This window comes from Micromonospora sp. NBC_01405, assembly GCF_045040155.1.
In the GTDB taxonomy this organism is placed as follows: Bacteria; Actinomycetota; Actinomycetes; order Mycobacteriales; family Micromonosporaceae; genus Micromonospora.
The window spans coordinates 5,990,861-6,014,558 of the sequence record NZ_CP109532.1; the positions used below are offsets into that span (position 1 = coordinate 5,990,861).

General features: G+C 76.7%; 21 protein-coding genes. 15 read left to right on the top strand and 6 right to left on the bottom strand.

Features of this window, described 5'->3' with window-relative positions:
- Position 1: 1 nt before the first annotated feature.
- The 4 genes from OG559_RS25915 to OG559_RS25930 are packed head-to-tail and all read left to right on the top strand — an operon-like array spanning position 2 to position 3,511.
- Positions 2–613 (top strand): hypothetical protein, encoded by a 612-nt coding sequence (locus OG559_RS25915; RefSeq protein ID WP_405108194.1) that lies wholly within the window; start codon positions 2–4, stop codon positions 611–613.
- Complete coding sequence (locus tag OG559_RS25920; protein WP_405108197.1) at positions 610–1,671, top strand: PmoA family protein; 1,062 nt, start codon at positions 610–612, stop codon at positions 1,669–1,671. The genes OG559_RS25915 and OG559_RS25920 overlap by 4 nt, the downstream gene beginning before the upstream one ends.
- Positions 1,668–2,885 carry a sugar kinase gene (locus OG559_RS25925; RefSeq protein ID WP_405108200.1) on the top strand — a complete coding sequence of 406 codons (1,218 nt, stop codon included), beginning with the start codon at positions 1,668–1,670 and terminating at the stop codon, positions 2,883–2,885. The genes OG559_RS25920 and OG559_RS25925 overlap by 4 nt, the downstream gene beginning before the upstream one ends.
- On the top strand, positions 2,882–3,511 hold the full coding sequence (locus tag OG559_RS25930; protein ID WP_405108203.1) for a bifunctional 4-hydroxy-2-oxoglutarate aldolase/2-dehydro-3-deoxy-phosphogluconate aldolase: 630 nt from the start codon (positions 2,882–2,884) through the stop codon (positions 3,509–3,511). Before OG559_RS25925 ends, OG559_RS25930 begins: the two co-directional genes overlap by 4 nt.
- A gap of 24 nt (positions 3,512–3,535) precedes the next feature.
- Here OG559_RS25930 and OG559_RS25935 read toward each other — a convergent pair whose 3' ends face one another.
- A complete protein-coding gene (locus OG559_RS25935; protein WP_396672768.1) occupies positions 3,536–4,552 on the bottom strand; it encodes a LacI family DNA-binding transcriptional regulator in 1,017 nt (338 codons plus the stop codon).
- A 188-nt stretch (positions 4,553–4,740) separates the two neighbouring features.
- On the opposite strand from OG559_RS25935, the gene OG559_RS25940 reads away from it, so the two are divergent.
- From OG559_RS25940 to OG559_RS25970, 7 genes are all read left to right on the top strand, one after another.
- Entirely contained in the window at positions 4,741–5,889 is a 1,149-nt protein-coding gene (locus OG559_RS25940; protein WP_405108207.1) for a Gfo/Idh/MocA family protein, read from the top strand.
- Positions 5,886–7,037 carry a dihydrodipicolinate synthase family protein gene (locus OG559_RS25945; protein ID WP_405108210.1) on the top strand — a complete coding sequence of 384 codons (1,152 nt, stop codon included), beginning with the start codon at positions 5,886–5,888 and terminating at the stop codon, positions 7,035–7,037. Before OG559_RS25940 ends, OG559_RS25945 begins: the two co-directional genes overlap by 4 nt.
- Positions 7,038–7,057: 20 nt before the next feature.
- The gene (locus OG559_RS25950; RefSeq protein WP_405116967.1) at positions 7,058–7,879 is read left to right on the top strand and encodes a sugar phosphate isomerase/epimerase family protein; all 822 of its coding nucleotides are present in this window, start codon (positions 7,058–7,060) and stop codon (positions 7,877–7,879) included.
- 37 nt (positions 7,880–7,916) lie between these two features.
- The gene (locus tag OG559_RS25955) at positions 7,917–8,345 is read left to right on the top strand and encodes an NUDIX hydrolase (protein ID WP_405108213.1); all 429 of its coding nucleotides are present in this window, start codon (positions 7,917–7,919) and stop codon (positions 8,343–8,345) included.
- Positions 8,346–8,499: 154 nt separating this feature from the next.
- Entirely contained in the window at positions 8,500–9,621 is a 1,122-nt protein-coding gene (locus OG559_RS25960; protein WP_405108216.1) for an FUSC family protein, read from the top strand.
- Between the two features lie 158 nt (positions 9,622–9,779).
- A complete protein-coding gene (locus OG559_RS25965) occupies positions 9,780–11,030 on the top strand; it encodes an MFS transporter (RefSeq protein ID WP_405108219.1) in 1,251 nt (416 codons plus the stop codon).
- A gap of 202 nt (positions 11,031–11,232) precedes the next feature.
- On the top strand, positions 11,233–11,568 hold the full coding sequence (locus OG559_RS25970; RefSeq protein ID WP_405108222.1) for a hypothetical protein: 336 nt from the start codon (positions 11,233–11,235) through the stop codon (positions 11,566–11,568).
- A gap of 43 nt (positions 11,569–11,611) precedes the next feature.
- On the opposite strand, the gene crcB is transcribed toward OG559_RS25970, so the two are convergent.
- The 3 genes from crcB to OG559_RS25985 all read right to left on the bottom strand — a co-directional run bounded on the left by crcB (position 11,612) and on the right by OG559_RS25985 (position 13,471).
- Positions 11,612–11,974 carry a fluoride efflux transporter CrcB gene (crcB, locus tag OG559_RS25975; protein WP_405108225.1) on the bottom strand — a complete coding sequence of 121 codons (363 nt, stop codon included), beginning with the start codon at positions 11,972–11,974 and terminating at the stop codon, positions 11,612–11,614.
- Positions 11,971–12,540: a FluC/FEX family fluoride channel gene (locus OG559_RS25980; RefSeq protein ID WP_405108228.1), complete on the bottom strand. Its 570-nt coding sequence runs from the start codon at positions 12,538–12,540 to the stop codon at positions 11,971–11,973. Before OG559_RS25980 ends, crcB begins: the two co-directional genes overlap by 4 nt.
- 148 nt (positions 12,541–12,688) lie before the next feature.
- Entirely contained in the window at positions 12,689–13,471 is a 783-nt protein-coding gene (locus OG559_RS25985; RefSeq protein WP_405108230.1) for a class I SAM-dependent methyltransferase, read from the bottom strand.
- 331 nt (positions 13,472–13,802) lie between these two features.
- Between OG559_RS25985 and OG559_RS25990 the strand changes: the two genes are divergently transcribed.
- A complete protein-coding gene (locus OG559_RS25990) occupies positions 13,803–14,774 on the top strand; it encodes a zinc-binding dehydrogenase (protein ID WP_405108233.1) in 972 nt (323 codons plus the stop codon).
- Positions 14,775–14,824: 50 nt separating this feature from the next.
- Here OG559_RS25990 and OG559_RS25995 read toward each other — a convergent pair whose 3' ends face one another.
- Positions 14,825–16,012, bottom strand: a complete 1,188-nt coding sequence (locus OG559_RS25995) for a hypothetical protein (protein WP_405108235.1) — start codon at positions 16,010–16,012, stop codon at positions 14,825–14,827.
- Between the two features lie 207 nt (positions 16,013–16,219).
- Here OG559_RS25995 and OG559_RS26000 point away from each other — a divergent pair, with 207 nt between their 5' ends.
- The gene (locus tag OG559_RS26000; protein WP_405108238.1) at positions 16,220–16,786 is read left to right on the top strand and encodes a dienelactone hydrolase family protein; all 567 of its coding nucleotides are present in this window, start codon (positions 16,220–16,222) and stop codon (positions 16,784–16,786) included.
- A 44-nt stretch (positions 16,787–16,830) separates the two neighbouring features.
- On the opposite strand, the gene OG559_RS26005 is transcribed toward OG559_RS26000, so the two are convergent.
- A complete protein-coding gene (locus OG559_RS26005) occupies positions 16,831–19,563 on the bottom strand; it encodes an AAA family ATPase (RefSeq protein WP_405108241.1) in 2,733 nt (910 codons plus the stop codon).
- A gap of 188 nt (positions 19,564–19,751) precedes the next feature.
- Here OG559_RS26005 and OG559_RS26010 point away from each other — a divergent pair, with 188 nt between their 5' ends.
- Both OG559_RS26010 and OG559_RS26015 read left to right on the top strand, forming a co-directional pair.
- Positions 19,752–22,703 (top strand): helix-turn-helix transcriptional regulator, encoded by a 2,952-nt coding sequence (locus OG559_RS26010; RefSeq protein WP_405108244.1) that lies wholly within the window; start codon positions 19,752–19,754, stop codon positions 22,701–22,703.
- Positions 22,704–22,827: 124 nt separating this feature from the next.
- Positions 22,828–23,598 carry a DUF5995 family protein gene (locus OG559_RS26015; protein ID WP_405108246.1) on the top strand — a complete coding sequence of 257 codons (771 nt, stop codon included), beginning with the start codon at positions 22,828–22,830 and terminating at the stop codon, positions 23,596–23,598.
- Positions 23,599–23,698: the final 100 nt, after the last annotated feature.

The window sequence follows — 23,698 nt, forward strand, 5'->3', positions numbered from 1 at the left end:
CGTGACGCGGGAGAGACCGGCCCGCCGGGACTGGCGGGACGTGGTCCGGGACGCCGCCGACCTGGCGCTGGTCGGGTTCCTGCTGGTGGCGGGCGCGCTGCCGGTGCTGACCGCCGGCGCCGCGCTCGCCGCCGCCAGCGCCGCAGTGCACGACCGGGTCACCGACGGTGGCTGGCCGAACCTGCGGACCACACTGCGCCGGTACGTCCGGGCGCTGCCGGCCGGCGTGCCGGTGACCCTGGCCGGGCTGGCCGGCGCGGTCCTGCTCGGGGCCGACCTGGCCGCGCTGGCCACCGGCCGGGTCCCCGGTGGGGCGCCCGCCCTGCTGGTCACCGGCGCGGTCACGGCGGCCCTGTCCGGGTACGCCGGCCTGGTCGTCGTCGAGGTCGGCCGGGCTGGCGGGCGGGGCTGGCGGGTTGCGGCCCGCACCGCCGCCCGCTCCTGCGTCGCCCGCCCGGCCGGCTGGGCGGCGGCCAGCGGGGTGTGCTGCCTGGCCGGCGTCCTTGCCGTGCTGGTCATCCCGGTCGCGCTGCCGATCCTCGCCGGGTACGCCCTGGCCGCGCTGCACGCGGTCGCCCGCCGCCGCCCGGCCGTAGCCGTGGAGCCGTCGTGACCGGCCACGCCCCCCGCACCCGGGCCGACGGAGCCGCCTCCCTGCCCGGCCCCCGCACCCGGGCCGACGGGGCGGCCCCCCGCACCGACCCTCGCACCCCGACCGTCCCCGCCGACGAGCCCGGTCGCCGGACCGACGACTCCGGCGCCGATCCCCGACTGCTGGTCGGCGGCGTCGAGGTGGCCCGGTACGTCCTCGCCCCGGACCTCGACGCCAGGCACGGCCCCCGGCCCTACCTGCACCCGGTGCGCACCCTCGCCGGCACGGTCGTCACCGACGCGCTGCCCGAGGACCACGTGTGGCACCTCGGCGCGTCCCTGGCCGTGCAGGACGTCGCCGGCACCAACCTGTGGGGCGGGCGCACCTACGTGCGCGACACCGGCTACACCTGGCGCGACGACCACGGCCGGATCGTCCACGCCGGCTGGACCGAGCGGGCCGACGACCGGCTGGAACACCGCCTCCAGTGGCGCGACCCGGCCGGCGGGGTGCTGCTCACCGAGCACCGCCGGCTCGCCGCCGCGCCCGTGCCCGACGCCCCCGGGGCGTGGCGGCTGGACCTGCGGTACGCGCTGAGCGCCCCCGCCGACCGGGACGTCCCCCTCGGCAGCCCGGCCACCAACGGCCGCCCCGGCGGCGCCGGGTACGGCGGGTTCTTCTGGCGGGCCGTCGCCACCGAGCCGCCCCGCACCTTCACCGCGTGGGCCGACGGCGAGGAGTCCGTCAACGGCTCCGGCGCGCCGTGGGTGGCGCTGGCCGGCACCGGGCCGGGGGGCGGCGCGTACACCCTGGTCTTCACCGGGCTCGGGCCGGGCGACCGGTGGTTCGTCCGGACGGCGATGTACCCGGGGGTCTGCGTGGCCTTCGCCTTCGAGTCTCCGGCCGTGGTCCCGGCCGGGACCAGCCGGCACGGCCGGCACACCGTCACCGTCGCGGACGGGATCCTCGACCGCGACGCGACCGCCGCCCTCGCCGCAGCCGCGGACGCGGCTGCCCCGGGCGAGCCGGTGGCCCCGGGCGAGCCGGTGGGACGGGGCGAGCCGGCGGGACGGGCATGACCGGCCCGGAGGCGGTCACCGTCGGCGAGACGATGGTGGTGCTGTCGCCGGTCGACGCGACGCCGCTGGAACGCGCCGACCGGGTCCGGCTCGGCGTCGGCGGGGCGGAGTCCAACGTGGCTGCCGGCCTGGCCGGCCTCGGCCACCGCGTCGCCTGGGTGAGCCGGGTCGGCGACGACCCGTTCGGCCGGATGGTGGCCCGCGAGGTCGCCGACGCGGGCGTCGACGTCGACCTGGTCGCCGTCGACCCGGACGCCCCGACCGGCGTCTACTTCAAGGATCCCCGGCCGGAGGCAACCGGCGTGCACTACTACCGGGCCGGCTCGGCCGCGTCCCGGCTGGGCCCGGAGGCGCTGGACGACCCCCGGCTGGCCGGCGCGCGGCTGCTGCACCTGTCCGGGGTGACCCCGGCGCTGTCGGAGTCCTGCCGGGCGCTGGTCTTCCACGCGGTCGACGGCCGGCCGCTCGGCGACGCGCTGGTCAGCTTCGACGTCAACCACCGGCCCGGGCTCTGGCCCGCCGACCGGGCCGCCGACGTGCTGCGCGACCTCGCCGACCGGGCCGACGTGGTGCTCGTCGGCCTGGACGAGGCCGAGCGGCTGTGGGGGAGCGCCGACCCGCAGACCGTGCGCCGCCTGCTGCCCCACCCGAGGGTGGTGGTGGTCAAGGACGGCGCCGTGGGCGCGACCGCGCTGCCGCGTACCGGGCCGGGGGTGTTCGTGCCGGCGCTGCGGGCGCCGGTGGTCGAGCCCGTCGGCGCCGGGGACGCGTTCGCCGCCGGCTACCTCTCCGCCCTGTTGCGCGGGCTCGGCCCGACCGCCGCGCTGCGCTGCGGCCACCTCGTCGCGGTCCGGGCCCTAGCGGTGCCCGGGGACTGTGCCCCGCCGCCGGACCGGCGGGACCTCGACGCCGCCGTCGCGCTGCCCCCCGACCGATGGGCGGCGCTCGACCTGGTCGCGGCGGGCCTCGTCGATGAAGCCCCTGCCGACGGCGGGAATGCGGCCGGGCGCCTCGGCGCGGCAGCCGGGACGGCCGGCGCGGTAGTCGTGGGGACCGGCGTCGCCGGATTCGGAACCCCGGCAGCCGGGACGACCGGCTCGGTAGTCCTGGGGGCCGGCGCGGCCGGCTCCGGAACAGCGGAGGCCGGCGTCGCCGGCTCGACAGTCGTGGGGACCGGCGGGGCCGGCCCCGGGAACGGAAGGAGCGGCCGGTGACGGCGCACGACTTCGGCCCGATCTTCGACGGGGCGCGGGTCATGGTGATCCTGCGGGACCTGCCGCCGCAGGAGACGGTCCGGCTCGCGAACCGGGCCTGGGACCTCGGCATCGACGTGGTGGAGGTGCCGGTGCGCACCCCTGAGGCGATGGAGGCGCTGCGCGTCGCCGTGCAGGCCGGCCGGGACCGGGACCGGATCGTCGGCGCGGGCACCGTGTTCGACCCGGCACAGGTGCGGCAGGCGGCCGGCGCGGGGGCCGCGTTCACCGTCGCGCCCGGGCTCGACCTCGCGGTGGTCGACGCCGCGCTCAGCCACGGGATTCCCCACCTGCCGGGGGTGGCCACCCCGACCGAGGCCCAGCGGGCCCGCGACCACGGGCTGGTCTGGCTCAAGGCGTTCCCGGCGGTCAGCCTCGGGCCGCAGTGGTTCAAGGCGGTCGCCGGGCCCCTGCCCGAGCTGCGTTTCGTCGCCACCGGCGGGATCGACGCGGGCAACGCGGCCGGCTTCCTGGCCGCCGGGGTCAGGGTGGTGGCCGTCGGGTCCGCGCTGTCCGACCCCGCCCAGATCGACCGCCTCGCCGAGCTGGCCCGGGGCGGCCGGGAGACCGCCGTCCGCCCCGGCTGACCAGGGCTCAGTCGAGGGCGGGGCTCAGTCGGGGGCGGGGCCGGTGCTGTCCCGGCGGACCAGTTCCGCCGGCAGCGTCTCGACGCGGGGCCGGCCGCTGGCCGGGTCGAGGGCCAGGGTCATCGCCCGGACGCCCAGCTCGACCAGGGGCAGCCGCACCGTGGTCAGCGCCGGGGTGACGTCGCCGGCGATCGGCATGTCGTCGAAGCCGAGGACGGAGACGTCCCGGGGCACCCGGACGCCGCGCGAGCGCAGCAGGGCGAGCGCGCCGACGGCCATCGAGTCGTTGAGCGCCACCAGCGCGGTGAGGCCGGGGGTCGTCTCCAGCAGGTCGGCCGTGGCCCGGGCACCACCGTCGCGGTCGAAGTCGGCGTAGCGGATCCGCTCCTCGGGCAGCTCCACGCCCTCCCCGGCGAGCGCCCGGCGCAGCCCGGTGAGCCGGTCGGTGATGGTGGTCAGGATCCGGGGGCCGGCGACCACCCCGATCTCCCGGTGCCCGAGACGCAGCAGCTCCCGGCCGATCAGCTCGCCGCCGGCGTCGTTGGCCGGCATCACCGCGTCGCCGAAGTGGTCGTGCCGGCCGATCACCGCGACCCGACCGCCCGTCGCCTCGTACGCGGCCAGCTTCTCGTTGAGCAGGGTGGTGAACGCGGCGTCGTGGTAGCCGGAGCCGGCCAGCACGATGGCGGCGACCTGCTGGCCGCGCAGCAGCTCGACGTACTCCAGCTCGCGGACCGGGTCGCGGTAGCTGTTGCAGATGATCAGCAGCCGGCCCCGCTCGATGGCCACCCGTTGCAGTCCCCGGGTCACCTCGGCGAAGTACGGGTCCGAGACGTCGTGCACGACGACACCGACCACGCTGCGCTGCGGCCGGGCCAGCAACTGGGCGTGCGCGTTCGGCACGTACCGCAGGTCGGCGACGGCGCGCAGCACGCGTTCGCGCAGCTCCTCGGCGACCGGCTTGCTGCTGCCGTTGATCACTCGCGACGCCGTCGCGGGGGAGACCCCCGCCTGTCGTGCGACATCGGCCAGCGTCGCCATCCGCCGCCCCCTGGTGGTCCTCCCGAGCGGTCCCGCCCCGCCGGTCGCGGACAGGTTACCGCAGTGGCATCGGAAAGCCCTTGCCCTGCGAGGGGGCCCGCCCCTACGCTCCCAGGAAAGCGCTTGCCCAGCGTGCTGGTGATCCCTGCCCGCCGCGCGGGCGCCGGCCCGAGGAGAGGGAAGAGAACATGCGCAGGCCGATCGGCATCATCGTCAACGGCGTCACCGGCCGGATGGGCTACCGCCAGCACCTCGTCCGTTCGCTGCTCGCCATCCGGGAGCAGGGCGGGGTGCCGCTGGCGGACGGCACCCGGATCTGGCCCGAGCTGGTCCTCGTCGGACGCAACGAGAACCGGCTGCGCGACATCGCCGAGCGGCACGGGCTGACCGACTGGACCACCGACCTGACCGCCGCGCTCGCCCGCGACGACATTGAGATCTACTTCGACGCCCAGCTCACCCAGCAGCGGGAGAAGGCCGTCCGCCAGGCGATCGACGCCGGCAGGCACGTCTACACCGAGAAGCCCCTCGCGGAGGACAGCGCCGCCGCCGTGGAACTGGCCCGGGCCGCCGAGGCCGCGAACGTGCGCACCGGCGTCGTGCAGGACAAGCTCTTCCTGCCCGGCCTGCGCAAGCTCAAGCGGCTGATCGACGGCGGCTTCTTCGGCCGCATCCTCTCCGTGCGGGGCGAGTTCGGTTACTGGGTCTTCGAGGGCGACTGGCAGCCCGCCCAGCGCCCGTCCTGGAACTACCGAACCGAGGACGGCGGCGGGATCGTGATGGACATGTTCCCGCACTGGCACTACGTGCTGGAGGAGCTGTTCGCACCGGTCCGCGCGGTCTCCTGCGTCACCGCCACGCACATCCCGCGCCGCGTCGACGAGGCCGGGCGGCCCTACCCGGCCACCGCCGACGACGCCGCGTACGGCATCTTCGAGCTCGACGGCGGAATCATCGCCCAGCTCAACTCCTCCTGGACCGTCCGGGTCAACCGGGACGAACTGGTCGAGTTCCAGGTGGACGGCACCGAGGGCAGCGCGGTCGCCGGGCTGCGCAACTGCCGCGTCCAGCACCGTTCGGTCACCCCGAAGCCGGTCTGGAACCCGGACCTGCCCTCCGGCGAGGACTTCCGCTCGCAGTGGACCGAGGTGCCGGACAACGACGAGTTCGACAACGGGTTCAAGGTGCAGTGGGAGGCGTTCCTGCGGCACGTGGTGGCCGGCGAGCCGTTCCCGTGGGACTTCCTGGCCGGCGCCCGCGGCGTGCAGCTCGCCGAGCTGGGCCTGCGCTCCGCCCGCGAGCACTGCCGCGTCGAGATCCCGGAGCTGAGCCGTTGAGGACCGAGGTCACCCTCCCCGACGGCACCCGGCACCGGCTCTCCGGCGCCGGCGGCTTCGCCCGCCCCGACGCCCCGGCCACCTCCCGGACCGCGTACGCCGCCGCGCACGTGGTCGCCGACCCGCGCGCCGAGAACGTCCCCGGCGCCCCGGCCGCCGTTTGCTGGGAGCGCACCCTGGCCTTCCGTCACCACCTGTGGTCGTACGGGCTCGGGGTGGCCGAGGCGATGGACACCGCACAGCGCGGCATGGGGCTGGACTACCCGGCCACCCGGGAGCTGATCCGGCGCAGCGCCGCCGAGGCCCACGCGTCCGGCGGGCGGATCGTCGCCGGGGTCGCCACCGACCAGCTTCCCGTCGGCCCGGCGAGCATCGAGCGGATTCGCGACGCGTACACCGAGCAGCTCACCGAGGTCCTGGCCGCCGGGGCCCGGCCGGTGCTGATGTGCAGCCGGCACCTGGCCGCCGTCGCCCGTGGCCCGGAGGACTACCAGCGGGTGTACGCCCACCTGCTGGCCGCCACCGACCGGCCGGTGGTGCTGCACTGGCTCGGCGACATGTTCGACCCGGCGTTGACCGGCTACTGGGGCTCGACCGACCTGGACCTCGCCGCCGACGCGGTGCTGGACCTGGTCGCCGGCCACGCCGAGAAGGTGGACGGGATCAAGGTGTCGTTGCTCGACGCCGACCGGGAGGTGGCCCTGCGCCGCCGGTTGCCCGCCGGGGTGCGCCTCTACACCGGCGACGACTTCCACTACCCGGAGCTGATCCGCGGCGACGAGGCCGGCCACTCCCACGCCCTGCTCGGCGTGTTCGCCGCGATCGCCCCGGCCGCCGCCGCCGCGCTGGCCGCCCTCGACCGGGGCGACCTGGTCGCGTACGACGAGATCCTCGCCCCCACGGTGCCGCTGGCCCGGCACCTGTTCGCGGCGCCGACCTGGCACTACAAGACCGGCATCGTCTTCCTGGCCTGGCTGACCGGCCACCAGGACCACTTCACCATGGTCGGCGGCCAGCAGGCCGGCCGGTCACCGGCCCACCTGGCCCGGCTGCTCACCCTCGCCGACGCCGCCGGGCTGCTGCCCGACGCGGAACTGGCCGCCACCCGCGCCCGGGCCTACCTCACCGTCGCCGGGGTGGCCCAGTGACCGCCGTCGACGAGCCGGCGATGACCGCCCCCGCCGGAGACCGGCTGGCCCGGTTCTCGTTCAACCAGGCCACCGCCACCGGCTGGGGGCTGGCGGAGCTGGTCGCCGGCTGCGTGGCCGCCGGGGTCCCGGCCGTCGGGCTGTGGCGGGAGCCGGTGCGGCAGTACGGGCTGGCCAGGGCCGCCCGGCTGGTCCGCGACGCCGGGCTGAGGGTCACCTCGCTGTGCCGGGGCGGGTTCTTCACCGCCGACGACTGGCGTGACGAGAACCTGCGGGCGGTCGAGGAGGCCGCCACCCTCGGCACCGCCGAGCTGGTGCTCGTCTCCGGCGGGCTGCCGGCCGGCAGCCGGGACGTCGACGGGGCGCGGGAGCGGGTCGCCGACGCCATCGGCGAGCTGGCCCCGCACGCCGCCGCGGCCGGGGTGCGGCTGGCCATCGAACCGCTGCACCCGATGTTCTGCGCGGACCGGTGCGTCATCGCCACCCTGGACCAGGCCCTCGACATCGCCGAGCGGTTCGACCCGGGCACCGTCGGGGTGGTCGTCGACACGTACCACCTGTGGTGGGACGACACCGTGTACCGGCAGATCGCCCGGGCCGGCAACCGGATCGCCGCCTTCCAGGTGGCGGACTGGGTCACGCCGCTGCCCGAGGGCGTGCTGCTCGGGCGGGCGCTGCCGGGGGAGGGCTGCATCGACCTGCGCCGGTTCCGGGACGCCGTCGACGCCGCCGGCTACCGGGGCGCGATCGAGGTGGAGGTCTTCCACGCCGACCTGTGGTCCCGGCCCGGCCCGGACATCCTCGCCGCAGCGATCACGGCCCACCTGACCCACGTCGCCTGAGTCGGGTCACCACGGTCCATGGACCTAGGGTGGCGGGGTGATCGACATCGCCAGCGTGCTGCTCGTCGACCGGGCCGGACGGATTCTGATGCAGCTTCGCGACGCGTACGCGCCGCGCCACCCGAACGTCTGGGGGCTTCCGGGCGGGCACCGGGAGCCGGGGGAGACGCTCGACCAGACCGCCCTGCGGGAGCTGCGGGAGGAGACCGCGCTGACGCCGGACGCCGGCCTGCGCCCCTTCGGCACCCCGCAGGTGCCGGAGACAAATCGGATGAAGCACTACTATTGGGGCAGCACGAGCGCCCGTCAGGAGGACGTGGTGCTCGGCGAGGGGGCCGCGATCGTCTTCGTCCCGCCCGACGAGCTGTTCGACGGCCGGCCCTACATGCCCGGCACCGCCGAGGTGCTGGCCCGCTTCCTCGCAGCCCCCGAGTACGCCGAGGCGCGCAGGGCAGCGGGCGGGTAGCGGCGCAGCGCTGCCTCCCCGGTGGGGTCGGCGCCGCCCCGGACCGGGCGGGCCGTCACCCGGGCAGGCCCGCGACGGCTGCCCTGGCCGGGCCGCCGCGCCCGCCGGGAAGCACCACGGGTGGGGCTGCGGCGCGACGGTGGAGGAGGCAGCGATGGTCCGGTGGGGCTGGTTCCGGCAGGCGGCCGGCCGGTTGCGGCGGGGCTGGGTGGTGGTGGCGGAGGGCACCCTGGCGGCCACCGTGTCCTGGTTGCTGGCGAGCTGGCTGCTGGGGCACTCGCGGCCGTTCTTCGCCCCGGCCGCCGCGCTGATCGTCCTCGGTCAGGCCCGGGGGCACCGGACGCGCCGGGCGCTGGAGGTGCTGTTCGGTGTCGCCGCCGGGGTGTTCGTCGCCGACGTGCTGGTGCGGGCCCTCGGCCCCGGCAGAAGCTGGACCGTCTTCGTCGTCATCCTGATCACCATCGTGCTGGCCGTGGCGTTCGGGGCGGGGAGCGTCACCGTGGAGCAGGCCGCCGTCTCGGCCCTCTACGTGGTGGTGGTCTCCCCGCCCACCGAGTCGCTGGTGCCGTTCCGCTTCGTCGACGCGCTGATCGGCGGCGCGGTGGCCCTCGTCGCCAGTCAACTCGTCGGCGCCCGGCACCCGCTCGTCCCGCTGGCCGCCGAGTTCCGGCGGACCTTCGGCGACCTCGCCAGGCTGCTCGGCGAGGTCGCCGACGCGCTCGACGCCCACGACGAGGCCGCCGCCCTGGCCACCCTCGATCGGGCCCGGGGAATGGACGCCGCGGTGGGGCGGCTGCGCGCCGGGGTGCGTGCCGCCGGCGAGGCGCTGACCCTGCGGGTGCGCCGCCACCGGAGCATCAGCCGGCTGCGCTCGGTCGACGCGTCCATCGGGCAGATCGACTCCGTCGTGCGCAACGTGCGGGTCCTGGCCCGGGCCGGGGTGAACCTCACCCGGCTGCCCACCCCCGCCCCCAACGGCCTCGGTGCCGCGATCCGGTCGATGGCCGACGCGGTGCACGCCGCCGGGGAGGCGTTGGCCGCCGACCTGGACGGCCGGGAGGACGCCGCCGACGGGCACGCCGCCCGTGCCGAGACCGCCGCGCTGGAGGCGGTCCGGGGCGCCGGCCGGCTGTTCACCCCGGGCGGCACCCTGCCGCTGGCCATGATCGTCGGGCATCTGCGGACCACCGCCATCGACCTGCTGCGGGGGATCGGGGCGGACGACGACGCCACCCTCGGCCGGGTCGACGAGGCGCTCGGCGTCCCGGCGGTGTGACCCCCGCGTCGGCCCGGGTGGGTCGCGCGTCCCCACCGCCCGCCGCCGCCCGGTCCGCCGGTCCGGACGCGGGGAAGGGCCGGGCCGGTGGTCGGTGCTGTCGCATCGGAGTGTCCAATGGTGGGACCACATTGCCCCGCCGGAGAGGAAACCACCCCGTGAGCAGCACCGCCGACACCTCGACCGCCGATCGGGGGAACGCGCCGGCCGGCGTGCCACGCGTGGTCCTGAGCGCCCGCAACGGCGTGGCGGCCGTGTTCGCCCTCAACGGCCTCGCGGTCGCCTCCTGGTTCTCCCGGGTGCCGGCGGTCCGCGAGGCGCTGGACCTCAGCGCCGGGCGGCTCGGGCTGCTGCTGCTTGCCATGTCCGTGGGTGCGCTGCTGGCGATGCCGACCGCCGGGCTGGTCACCCAGCGCCTCGGCGCGGCCCGCACGGTGGCGGCCAGCGTCCTGCTGGTGGCGGGCGGCATGACGGTGGCCGGGATGGCCGCCGGGTTCGCCGGGTTCCTGCCCGGCGTCGCCGTCGGCCTGTTCCTGTTCGGCTACGGCTCCGGCACCTGCGACGTGGCGATGAACATCGAGGGGACGGCCGTCGAACGGCGGCTGGGCCGGACCATCCTGCCCCGGTTCCATGCGGCGTGGAGCCTCGGCTCGGTGGCCGGCGCGGGCCTCGGCGCGGCGGCGGCCCGGGCCGGGGTGCCGATCGCCGTGCACCTGATCGTGCTGGCGGCGGTCGTGCTCGCCGGCACGTTGCTCGGGGCCCGGGCCTTCCTGGCGGCCCGCGCCGCCGACCCGGCGTCCGCCCGCGACGACGCCGCCGCGCGCCGTGGCTCGCTGCTCGCCGCCTGGCGGGAGCCGCGCACCCTGCTCATCGGCCTGCTGGTGCTGGTGATGGCGTTCACCGAGGGCAGCGCCAACGACTGGCTCGCGGTGGCGTTCGTCGACGGGTACGGGCTGAGCGAGGCCGCCGGCGCCGCCGTCTTCGGCGTCTTCGTGGTCGGCATGACCGTCGGTCGCACCGCCGGCACGGTGGCGCTCGACCGTTGGGGCCGCGTGCCGGTGCTGCTCGGCACGATCCTGTGCGCCGGGGTCGGCGCCACCCTCGCGGTGCTGGCCGGGTCCGGGCCGGTCGCGATCGCCGGGGTCGCGCTGTGGGGGCTCGGCGCGTCGCTCGGCTTCCCGGTGGGGCTGAGCGCCGCCGCGGACGACGAGGACCGGGCGCCGGCCCGGGTCAGCGTCGTCGGGGTGATCGGCTACTCCGCGTTCCTCGGCGGTCCGCCGCTGCTGGGCCTGCTCGGCGACGAGGTGGGCACGCTGCGCGCCCTGATCGTGGTGCCGCTCCTGCTGCTGCCGGCCCTGGCCCTGGTCCCGGTGATCCGGCCGCTGGCCGGCTCCCGGCTCACCCGCTGACCCACCCCGCTCGGCGCCCCGGGCCGCCGCCCCTGCCGCCGGAGGTCGCCGGGTCCGTCGGGCCGCCGCCGGACCGTGACGCTGGCCGCCGGGCGCGCGTACGGCCCGCCGGCTCTGTGGTCAGGTTCCTCTCACCCCGCGCCCAGCAGGATGCCAGGCGGGGGTGCTCCACTGGGTGGGACGCCGAGGAGAGGAGCCGGGCATGGGCTGGTTCAGCCGGCGACAGCGCGCCGTCGACGGGATCCCGACGAAACTCGACCGGGAGGCGACGCCCGACGACCTCGCAGCCCTGGAGGCGTTCGTGGCCAGCCGCCGGGGTGTGGAGTTCTACCTCGAGCCGGAGACCACCGCGACCGACACCACCGTGGCGGCGATCGCCCACGACGGGGAGTGGATCCGGCGGCGGACCGGTTCGCCCCGGGCCGCCGCGAAGATCGCCCAACGGCACGCGGTGCCCCTGTACGAGGCCGCGCGCACCGGGTACCCGGAGCGGATGCGGGCCTGGAACCGGGCGCACCCGGAGCGCCGGGCGCGCTGACCTCGGCCAGACGGCGTCGCCCGCACGAGCCACCGGGACCGGGTCACCCGCTCAGCGCGCGGGTCACCGCGTAGCCGAGCGACGCCGCGGCCAGCCCGGCGGCCACGCTGGTCAGCACGTTGGCCAGGGCGGTCCACGGGAACCCGTCGCGGGCCAGCCGCAGCGTCTCGTAGCCGAAGGTCGAGTAGGTGGTCAGCGCGCCGCAGAAACCGGTGCCGAGCAGCGCGGCGACGGCCGGCCCGACCGGCGCGGCGACCAGGGCTCCGAGCAGCAGGGAGCCGAGCACGTTCACGGTCAGGGTGCCCCACGGGAACGACGAGCGGTGCCGGGACTGCACGGCCCGGTCGGTGAGGTAGCGCAGCGGCGCCCCGACGGCCGCGCCGAGGGCGATCAGCAGGACCGTCACCGGGCCTCCCGATCCTCGTCGGCCCGGCCGCCCGCGCCCGGCCCGTCCGCCGCCCGGGAACCGCCTGCGCCCGGCTGCCCGCCGCGCCCGGCTGCCGGCCGGGTCGCGCGGCGCAGGAACCGGCCGGCGGCGGCGTCGCCGAGCCACACCGCGACCAGCGCCCCCACCAGGGTGGCGATCAGGTACGCCAGCGCGGTGCCGGTCGCCCCGGCGGCCACCGCCAGCCGCACGTCCACCGCGTACGTGGAGAAGGTGGTGAACCCGCCCAGCACGCCGACGCCGAGGAAGGGCCGGGTGAGCGGCCGGGTCCGCCCGGCGGCGACCATCGCCATCAGCGCCCCGATCAGCAGGCATCCGGTCACGTTGACGGCGAACGTCGCCCACGGGAAGCCGGTGGGCCGGTGCGGGACGGCGGCCTGGAGCCCCGCGCGGGCCAGCGCGCCGAGGACGCCGCCGGCCGCGATCACGCCGAGCACCGCCGCCGGGTGCGCCCGCAGTTCGCCCCGGTCCCCGGGTACGCGCAGGTCGACGTCGGGATCGACCCGGCGCGGGTCCGCTCCGGTCACCTCGCCCTCCCGCCGCACGTTCGTCGCAGGCGGGAACCCGTCGACGCGCGTCCTCGCGGCTGCCCGGCGGCGGCGCCCTCGTGCCTTCGCCGGGACGAGCCTACCGTTGGCGGGCCCCCGGCCACCGCGACGCAGGCGGTGGGTCCGGTCAGCGGACGGCGGCCACGGCCGCGTCGGCGCCGCCCCGCCACAGCGTGCCGACCTCGGTGAAGCCGGCGGTGGTCAGCGTGTCGAGGTGCCAGGAGACCGGTGGGTTCCACTCGGGACTGTGCCCGGTCGGGTAGATCTCGTGGCGCCGCGCGACCAGTGGGCCGAGCACCGGGTCCGCGCCGGCCCGCTCCCACCAGTCGGGCCAGGACAGGGCCGCCCCGGCGGCGTACCGGGCGGCCCGGCGCTCGCGGGCCCGGGCGGTCAGCCTGTCGGTCAGCCCCGGCAGCGCGTCGTCGGGCATCCGGTCGGCGTTGACGAGGAGACCACCCGGACGTAGCAGGTCCCGGATCTCACCGTAGAGGGCGGTGAGCCGGTCGGCCGGCAGCCAGTGCAGGGCGGTGGCGGTGAGTACCGCGTCGTAGTCGCGGTGTGGCAGCCGATCGGCCCAGTCGGGGTGGCCCAGGTCGGCGACCAGCACGGTGGCCCGGTCGCGCAGCGACGCGTCGGCCAGGGCCAGCAACGCCGGGTCGAGGTCGACCAGGGTCACTTCGGCCCGGGGGAAGCGGGCCAGCGCCCGCAGGGAGATGGTGCCGGTGCCCCCGGCGAGGTCGAGCAGGCGGGGGGCGTCCCCGACGACAACCGCGTCGACGGCGTCGAGCATGGCGGCGAAGCGTGCCTCCCGGTCCGGCATGAACGCCTCCTGCTGCCGGTCCCAGCTTTCCTGCCAGGCCGTCGCCGTGCTGGCGAGCGGATCGGCCGCCTCGGTGATGTAAGGAGTCATAGTGGTCAGGTTAGTTACGTCGCCGAGGCAGGTCCAGACCTTGTTGCAAACTACTGGCAATTGCCGAATAATGGCAGTGCGATGATCGCCGGACGGCCGGCGTGGGCGTCCCGGGCGGTGGTGGTTCCATCCCCGCCCGGGAGGTCGCCCCCGTCTCACCCCCGTCTCGCCCGGCCCCGTCGCCTCCGTTGCCCGTCCCGCCAGGCTGCCCCTTCTGGCGGCGGCTCGACCCCGGGAACCCGCGACCCACGTCGCTCCCGATGGTGGTTGACCTCAACGCCGCTTCATCTCCGAGCCTGGGCGGTGAGAGCGAGCCACACGGAGGTACGGCATGAGAGTGATCGAGGTGACCCGGTTCGGTGGACCGGAGGTGCTGGCGCTGACCGAGGTGCCGGACCCGTCGCCGGGCCCGGGCGAGGCGGTGGTCGAGGTGGCCTACGCGAACGTGCTGTGGATCGACACGGCGATCCGTGCGGGCCTGGCCGGGGCGTGGTTCCCGGACCGGCCCCCGTACCGGCCCGGCTCGGGGGTGGCCGGGACGGTCGCCACGGTGGGTGCCGGCGTTGATCCCGCCTGGATCGGCCGGCGGGTGGTCACGCAAACCGGACCGGGGGGCGGCTACCTGGACCGGGCCCTGGTGCCAGTCGACGACCTCTTCGCCGTGCCCCCGACGGTGTCGCTGCGGGACGCCGCCGCCCTGCTGACCGACGGACTCACCGCGTTCGCCGTGCTCGACCTGGTCGGCGGCGTCCGGGCCGGCGAGCGGGTGCTGGTCACCGCCGCCGCCGGGGGAGCGGGCGCGGTGCTGCTCCAGGCGGCACAAGCCGGGGGCGCCCGGGTGGTCGGGGCGGCGCGCGGCGCGACCAAGCGGGACGCGCTGCGCCGGCTCGGCGCCGAGGACATCGTGGACTACTCGGCCCCGGACTGGACCGATCGGGTACGCGCCGTCCTCGGCGGCGTCGACGTCCTCCTCGACGGCGCCGGCGGGGCGTACGGCCGGGCCGCGTTCGACCTGGTCGTGCCCGGCGGCCGGACGTGCGCGTACGGCGCTCCGGCCGGTGGCTTCGCCGTGCCGGACCCCGCGTCGGCCCGTGACCGGGGCGTGGCGGTCACCGGCATCGGGGACCTGCGGGCCCTCACGGTGCAGGCCCGACGGCACCACCTGCTGGCGGCGCTGGACGCCGTCGCGACCGGCCGGGTGGCGCCGTTGGTGGGGCAGACGTTCCCGCTGGACCGCGCCGCCGACGCGCACCGGGCCATCGAGAACCGGGAGACGGTCGGCAAGACGCTGCTTTCCGTCTGACCCGGACGGAGCGGCGGCCGGCCGGGGACCGACGTCCGGCCGGCCGCCGGTCAGCGGCCCGGGTCGGCCGGGGCCGGCGGGACGGGGTCGGCGACCACCGGGGCCGCACCGGCCGGGGCCGGGATCCGGGTCGGGTCGGCCGGGAGTGGGATCCGGGCCAGGCCGGCCGGGCCGACCGGGTCCGGTGTCGGGGCCGGCCGGGCCGCCAGGCCGCCGAGCAGGGCGCCGAGGAGCGCGGCGAGGGTGACGACGCCGGTGGTCACCTCCGGCGTCCAGCCGATCCCGGCGGCCAGCGCGAGCCCCGCCAGGTGCCCGGCGAACACCAGCCCGGCGAGCAGGGCACCGGCGATCGGCAGTCGCAGTGCGGCGTCCCGCCCACGGATCGCGTCCAGCCGGAGCAGCAGCACATCGGCGAGGCCGGCGCCGCAGACCGCCCCGAGGGCGGCCCACGCCTGCGGTGTCGGGAACTCGTGCATCACCATGTCGAACAGCGCCACCCCGGCCGCCAGGGTGGCGGCCGCCCCCGGCGTGGCGCGCCTCCGGTGGGCGAGCAGGAACGGCCCGACCAGCACCAGCGTGGTGATCAGGTACGCGTCGACGCCGAGGATCGCCGCCTGCTGCGTCCCGACGGCGCCGATCGCGCGGGTCGGCGCCAGGGTGAGGAACGCCGACGCGTAGGTGAGCAGGATCGACGGCGCCATCACGCCCAGGGCCAGGGACGCCACTCCCGTCGCCGATCGTCCGCCGCGCTCCCCGCTGGCCCACCAGGACCGCAGCGGGCTGGTCAGCAGCAGCACCGCCGACGCGTCCAGCAGCAGGTGGCTCGGGCTGAACTCTGCGTCCAGGCCCACCTCCACCCCGAGGATCTCGTGCCAGGCCATGTCGGCCAGGCCGGCGAGCAGGAAGGCCACCGCACCGATCGCCCCGACCCGGTAACCGGCCGGGAAGGCGTCCCGCCACCACCGGGGCGCCGTGTCGCGGCGCTGGTACGCCAGCCAGAACGTCCACGCCGCGGTGGCGACGAAGCCCGCGTAGAGCAGGCCGTGCCACGGGGTGAAGAACCCCTCGATGGTCTCGACGATGTTGCTGTGCGCCCAGCCGTCGGACATCGCCCCGGCCGTCAGGCACGCGCCGAACAGGACGGTGACCAGGTCCTCCCGGCGGGTGGCCGGCGGCACCCGGGGGACGGCCGCAGGGGTGGACGGGGATGCCTCGTGGCTGACTCCGCTGCTCGTCATCGGTGGCCCTCTCGAAGGTTGGCGACTAGATGTCATTGTGCGACTCCGCTGTGTGATGGGGTGGGATGGTCGGGGTGCACGCGCCGGGCGGGTCGCCGCGCCCACCTGGTGGAACAACCGGTGCGGGTGCCGTACGCAGGGCTGCCGGGCACCGGCGGGTTCCGCCCACCGTCGGTGGATGTCGGACCCCCGCGCGACGATGGCGGGATGGGTCAGATCGCGTTGTTCCACTCCGTCTACGGCCTGCGCCCGGCCGTGCTCGCCGCCGCCGACCGGCTCCGCGCGGCCGGGCACCAGGTCGTCACCCCCGACCTGTACGGGGAGCCCGCCGCCGACACCGTCGAGGCGGGGTTCGCCCTGCTCGACAAGATCGGCAAGCGGACCGTGCTCGACCGGGCCCGGGCTGCCGTGGCCGACCTGCCGCCCGACACGGTCCTGGCCGGCTTCTCCTTCGGTGTCTGGGTGGCCGCCGAACTGCTCGCCGAGCGCCCCGACGCCGCCGCACTGCTCCTGCTGCACGGCATCGCCGGCCCGCCGGAGACGGTCCGGCCGGGCCTGCCGGTGCAACTGCACCTCGCCGACCCCGACGAGTACGAGCCGCAGGACGAGGTCGACGCGTGGCAGCGGGCGATGACCGCCGCGGGCGCTGACCTGTCGGTGTTCCGCTACCCGGGCCCGGGTCACCTCTTCACCGACGCGGATGTCCCTGATCACGACCCGGCCGCCGCCGAGCTGACCTGGGAACGCGTGCTCGCCTTCCTCGACGGCCGCTGACGCGCTCGCCCGGCTGACCCGCCCCGCCCGCTCGGCGTCGGTTGTCAGGCGGCCACGGCCAGCCGGGCCGGGCCGGTCCCGGTGGCCGGGCGGTCGGCCTCCGTCAGGCCCGTCGCCCCGACCGCCACGGTCCGGCCCGCCGTCCGGTCCGCCATCCGAACCGCCACCGCCCGTCCGGTTGCCGCCCGGCGCGTCGTCGCCCGGCCCGTCCAGGGGCGGGCCGTCGTGCCGGGGCGCGCCCCGGCTGCCGTCGCCGTGCCGGCTACGTTCCGGCCGGCCGACGTGCGCTCGGGGGCGACCGGCGCCGCCGACGCGACCGCCGGTGCGCCGGTCGCCGTGCCGCCCGGTGTCGGCCGGTCGCCCGGTCCGGCCCCGGTTCCGTCGGTGCTCCCCGTCGGGCCCACCGACCTGACCGCCCCGTCGGGTGCCGGTGGCGGCGCTGCCCACTCGTGTAGACGGACGACCGGCGCCCATCGGGCATCGGGCCGGGTGGCGCCGCCGGGCCCGGGTCGGGCCGCCCCGCTGTCTCCCGGCCCGCGCCGGATCTCCCACGCCGGCCGGCCGGCCCGCCTCGCAGGGCCGCCCGACGGGCGGAAGTCGGGTGCGGAAGGACGGGCGACCGCGAGCCACAGGGCCCCCGCCGTTGCGGGCGGAACGGCGGGCGTGGGGCGTGGTCCCCCGGGCGGAACGGCGGGCGTGGGGCGTGGCGCACCCAGGGCCGGACCGGCGGGCGTGGGGCGGGCAGACACGGCGGGGCCGGGCAGCGCGGTCAGGGCCCGCCGGGTGGCCGGCGACCGCCCCGTCCGCACCGGCGGGCCACCCCGAGGGCGGGACGGTGGCGCGTCGATCGGGTGGCGCAGGTCGGCGCCGGTCGGTCGCGCCGGGTATCCCCGGGTCCTGCCGGCCGGTCGCGCCGGGTCCGCCGGGTAGCGCAGGGTCGTGCCGGCCGGTCGCGCCGGGTCCGTCGGGTGACCCAGAGCAGCGCTGATCGGCAGCGTCGGGTGACTGAGGGCAGCGCTGATCGGCAGCGTCGCCAGGTGCGGACCGACCGGGGCCCTCAGGTCGGCCCGCCGGGCGATCTCGGTCCGTACCGACCGGGGCAGCCGGTCGTGCGCGACCCGGCGCAGCGCCGGATCGGCGACGCGGTAGCCGTCCCGGGCCACGCGCCGCAGCAGGCCGCGGCCGGCGAGCCGGCGCAGGACCGGCTCGGCCCGCCCCGGCGCCCAGCCGAACGCCCGGTCCACCGTCGCGGCGGGGACCGACGGCCCGAGCGCGGCGACCACCATCGTCGCGGCGCGCTCCGCGCCGCCGCAGGCGTCCAGCCGGGCAGCGGCGCTCGCGCGTACCCGGTCCGGTAGCGCCGCCGCCGGGTCCGCCCCCTCGGGGATCCGCCGCGCGTACGCCTCGGCGGTCCCGGGCAGGCCGCCGACCAGGGGCAGCAGCCGCGCCGCCAGCGCCGTTGGCTGACCGGCCCGGGCGAGCAGTTGACGCAGCAGCCGTCCGGTCTCCACCTGGGACAGGGGCGGCAGTGGCACCTCGGCGTGCCGGACGTCCGGCGCCGGCCGGGTGTCGGCCCACTCCGGACGGTGGGTGGTCACCACCGCCAACGGCAGTCGCCGCACGACGGCCGCCGCGATCAGGCCGCGCAGGAACCGGGTCACCGCCGGGGCGGCGCGGTCCAGGTCGTCCACCGCCACCACCAGGGGCTGGACGGCGGCCTGACGCAGCAGCAGCCGCTGCCAGACCACCGCGCCGGCCGGGAACGATCCGTCCAGCAGCCCTTCCAGGGCGACGACCGTGGACAGCGCCCGTACCGGCGGCACCAGGCCGTCCGCCGCCGCCAGCAGCCGACGGCGGACGGTCGCCGGTGGGTCCTCGGCGCGTACGTCGGCGAACGCGCGCAGCAGGTCGGCCACGGGTCCCACCGGCCGCTCCGGGAACGGCGGGCAGGCGACCACGCACCAGCGCACCGGGGTCCCGTCGGAGGCGTCGACGGCCCGGCGCAGCTCGTGCAGCATCCGGCTGCGCCCGCTGCCGGCCGGGCCGACCAGCGACACCCAGCGGGGGCTGTGCTCGCGTACCGCCCGCAGCACCTGGTCCCGCGCGCCTGCCAGCTGGCGGCGGCGGCCGACCAGCCGGCCGTGGTGGCCGGTCGGCTCGGGGCGGGCCACGCCTGCGGCGATCGAGACGTCCATCGGCAGTGGCTTGCCGGCGACGGTCAGCGGGGGGAGCGCGCGGTGAACGACCAGGGCGGCGGTGGCACGGCGGGTGGCCGCGCAGACGACGACGGCGCCGGGCGGGGCGTGCTGCTGCAGGCGGGCGGCGGCGGTGATCACCGCACCGCTGGCCACGCCGTGCGCGCCGTCGCGCAACGCGGCGACGTCCACCAGCGCCTCGCCGGTGGCAACCCCGACCCGGGTACGCAGGGCTGCCGCGCCGGGCAGCGTCCGTCCGTCCAGCGCGCGCTGGATCTCCAGCCCGGCTCGCACCGCCCGGTACGCGTCGAAGCCGTCGGACTCCCGGGCCCCGAACAGCGCCATCACGGCGTCGCCGACGTACTTCTCGACCACGCCGCCCCACCGGACCAGCACCCCGGCGACGGTGTCGAAGTACGCGCGTTGCAGCGCCCGGACATCCTCCGGGTCGAGCCGGTCGACCAGCGCGGTCGAGCCGACGATGTCGGCGAAGAGCACGCTGACCGTCCGCCGCTCCTCGGGAACGGGCCAGTCCGCCGGTGCCGTGACCTGCGTGTTCGTGACGATCGTGGACATGGGCATCGCACCGTCCTTTCCCCCCGTTGGTGCCTGACGACCTCAGGAGACTCCCACCACCGGAAGGTCGGGGGATCGGCAGAACGACGTATGTCGGCCACCCGCAACCATTAGTCGTAATGTCGACGCGAGGCGTACCAGTGGCCGTAAAGACTTGTAGAACGGCCCGGGGACCTGTGACTAGGCTGCGAGCCATGGCCAGCGATGTGGACACCGCACCGCTCGTCGGCCGTGCCGGCCAGGTGGCGACGCTGCGGTCCGCGCTGCTCGACGACGTCGGGCCGGGACAGACGGCGGCGGTCTTCCTCACGGGCGAGAGCGGGGTGGGCAAGACCCGGCTGCTGCGTGAGGTGGGCGACGGGCTGCGCGCGGCCGGCGCGCTGGTGCTCACCGGCGGGTGCCTCGACATCGGGGACGCCTCCCCGTTGCACCCCCTGTTGCAGGCGTTGCGCCGGTTCGACGCGGACCTGACCGCCTCGCACGCCCGCACCTCGTCGGCGGTTCGCGGGCTGTTGCGGATGTTCGCCGAGGAGACCGGCGGCCCGGACGGCGCGGGGGCCCTGCTGGAGCGGGTCTCCCGGGGGCTGAACCTGGTGGCCCAGGGCCGGCCGCTGGTGCTCGTGCTCGACGACCTGCAGTGGGTCGACCGGAGCACCCGGCAGCTGCTGCTCTACCTGCTCGCCGGCCTGGGCGACCTGCAACTGTCGGTGCTGGCGGCGGTGCGGTCCGAGTCGTTGCAGGGCGCGCACCCGCTGCGCCGGGTGCTCACCGAGCTGCGCCGGCTGCGGTCGGTGCGGGTGCTCGACCTGGCCCCGCTGGACAGGGCGGACACCCAGCGGTTGGCGGCGGAGATCGTGGGCGGGCCGCTGGGCGTGGAGACGGCGGAGTCGGTGTGGCAGCGCAGCGGCGGAAACCCGTTCGTGGTCGAGGAGCTGGCGCGGGACCTGCGTGACGGCCGGGACGGGCTGTCGGACACCGTGCGGGAGGTGTTCCTGGCCCGGGTGAACGCCCTGCCCGAGCCCGCGCACGCGGTGGTGCACGCGGTGGCGGCCGGGGTGGAGCCGGTGGCGCACTGGCTGCTGGCCGAGGTGACCCGGCTGCCGGAGCAGGAGCTGATCGACGCGGTCCGGGCCGCGGTGGCGCACCGGCTGCTGGTCAGCGACGGCGACGGGTACCGGCTGCGGCACCGGCTCGTCGCCGAGGTGCTCGCCCATGAGCTGCTGCCCGCCGAGCGGTCGGCCCTGCACCGCCGGTACGCGGAGGCGCTGACCGCGGCCCCGGCGGAGCTGCACCAGGCCCGGTTGGCACACCACTGGCGGCTGGCCGGCGAGCCCGCCCGCGCTCTGCCGGCGGCGGTGTCCGCCGCCGAGGAGGCCGAGCGGCTGCACGGCTACGCCGAGGCCCACCGGCACTGGACGGTGGCCCTCCAGCTGGCCGGCGTCCAGCCCACCGGGGCGTCCGCGACGACCACCGGGATGTCCCCGCCGGACGGTGGCGTCGTCGACCGCGCGGACCTGCTGCGGCACGCCGCCGAGGCGGCGCACCACTGCGGCGAGCACGCCCGGGCGCTGGCCCTGCTGGAGGAACTGGCCACCACCACCGCCGACGGCGCTGCCCCGGCCTGCGCGCTGCACATCCGGCGGGCCCGCTACCTGGCCGCCGCCGGCCGGTCCGCCCCTGCGGAGGCGGAGTACCGGCGGGCCCTCGCGGCGGCCGACTGCACCTCCCGGGAGCGGGCCACCGCAGCCGCGCACCTGGCCGAGCTGTTGCTGCACCTGGGCCGGTACGCCGACGCCGGCGACCGGGCCCGGGAGGCCCTGGCGCTGGCCGCCGAGGTGGACGGGTCCGTCCCCGAGGTCGTCGTGGCCAGCATGGCGCTGGGGTTCAGCGAGGCGTACCTGGAGGACCCGGACACCGGGCTGGCGGTCATGCGGGAGGCCCTGGACACCGCCGAACGGGCCGGCCGGCCCGAGGATGTGGCGTGCGCGTACCTGCACCTGGCGGAGCTGCTCACCGGGCCGCTGAACATCCTGGAGGAGGGTGTCGTGGTGGCCCGCCGGGGCGCCGAGCGGGTCGCCGAGCTGGGGCTGGGCCGCACCTACGAGACCCGGCTGCTGGCCATCGCCACCAACGGGCTGTTCCGGGTGGGGCAGTGGGCCGAGGCGGAGAAGGTGGTCGCGGCGGCGCTGCGGCACCGCCCCTCCGGCGCGGACGCCGTGGAACTGCTGCTGGCCCGCTGCCGCCTCTCGGTGGGTTACGGCGACATCGAGGCCGCCGACCGGGACCTGGAGGCCGTCGCCACGGTGCTGGCCGGCGGCGGCGCCCGGCACGTCATCCCGCTGCTCACCCTGCGCGCCGGCCTGGCGATGTGGCAGGGCCGGCACGACCTGGCCCGCCAGGCGGTGCAGCGAGGGCTGACCGAGAGCCGTTCCGACGACGTGGGCATCCTCGCCGCGCTGGTCTGGCACGGGCTGCGGGCCGAGGCCGAGGCGTACGGGTCCCGCACGGTGCCGGTCGACCGGACTGCGGTACGCCGGCTGCGCGAGGTGGCCGAGCGGGTGGCCCGCAAGAGCGAGCACGCCGTCCGCTCCGTGCGGGACGTGGTCGACGGCTTCCTGGCGCTGTGCGACGCCGAGCTCAGCCGCGTCGACGGGAGCAGCGACCCCGAGCTGTGGGCGCGCTCGGTGAGCGAGTGGGAGCGGCGCCACCACCCGTACCCGGCGGCGTACTCGCGGCTGCGTCAGGCCGAGGCGCTGCTGGCCCGGCGCAGCCGTACGGCGACCGCCGGCAAGCTGCTGCGCCAGGCGTACCAGGTGGCGCAGCAGCTCGGCGCGGTGCCGCTGAGCACCGAGATCCGCACCCTGGCCGGCCGGGCCCGGGTGCAGTTGGAGGAGCACGGCGCGTCGGTCGAGGGCCGACCCCCGGCCGGCGCCGAGCCGACCAGCGACGAACTGGCGATGCTCACCGCCCGGGAGCGTGAGGTGCTCGCCGCGGTGGCGGAGGGGCTGACCAACAAGGAGATCGGCCAGCGGCTGTTCATCAGCGAGCGGACCATCGGCGTGCACGTCTCGCACATCTTCGACAAGCTCCAGGTCCGCACCCGGGTGCAGGCCAGCGCGATCTTCCTGCGTAACCGTCCCGAGTAGGCGCCGACGTACGTCGGTCGGCTGCTTATACGTCGTTCTACTGATCCGCCGCACGGGCCGTGGCTGGAAGGCTGTGCTCAGATGACGGCGGCACGGGGGTGCCTCGGACCACAGTGGAGGAGAAATGGGCGAACCGGTCTGGGGCCCTGTTCACCAGGACATCGTCGGCCTGCTGGCCGACCACCCGGCGGACGTGCCGGCGGTGGTCGACCACCTCACCAAGCTCCAGGACATGCTGGTCCGGCTGCCTCCGCTGGAGCGCAGCTGCCCCCTGGCGGACTTCAACGAGCTCTACCTGACCATCACCACCAGCGTGCTCAACGGCCTGTACGACGATCGCTTCGCCGACCCGGTCTTCCTGGCCCGGCTCGACGTGGAGTTCGCCGCCCGCTACTTCGATGCGTTGCGCTACTGGACCGAGTCGAGCCCGGTCACGCCGCGGGCCTGGTCGTGCCTGTTCCGGCGGATGCGTGGCCCGGACGCCCGGCCGCTCCCCTCGGCCGCGGCCGGGGTGAACGCGCACATCAACTACGACCTGCCGTTCGCGTTGGTGACCACGTTCGACAGCCTGGAGTCCGAGCCGGTCGACGGCAGCGACCAGCACCACGACTACCTGGAGATCAATCAGATCTTCGCGGAGCGGATCCCGGAGCTGCGCCGCGGCTACCTGGACAACTGGCAGCTCATGATCGACATGCTCAACGGCGACATCGACGACTGGTACCAGGGCGAGCTGGTGGAGTACACCCGGAACGTGGCCTGGCGCAACGCGCAGAAGATCTGGCGCTGCCGGCACGATCCGGATGCCCGCGAGTGTGAGCGCGAACGGCTGGACGACAATGCCGCCGCGCTCGGCCGGCTGCTGCTGTCGCCCCTCGGGGCGTTCCTGCAGTGAGCCGGGACGGGGGGTCCCCGCGCTACCGGGGGGAGCGCGGGGGCATCCCCCTGTCTCGGGCAGGACGGCCGGATGACGATCGGCGACCCTGGACGCGCAC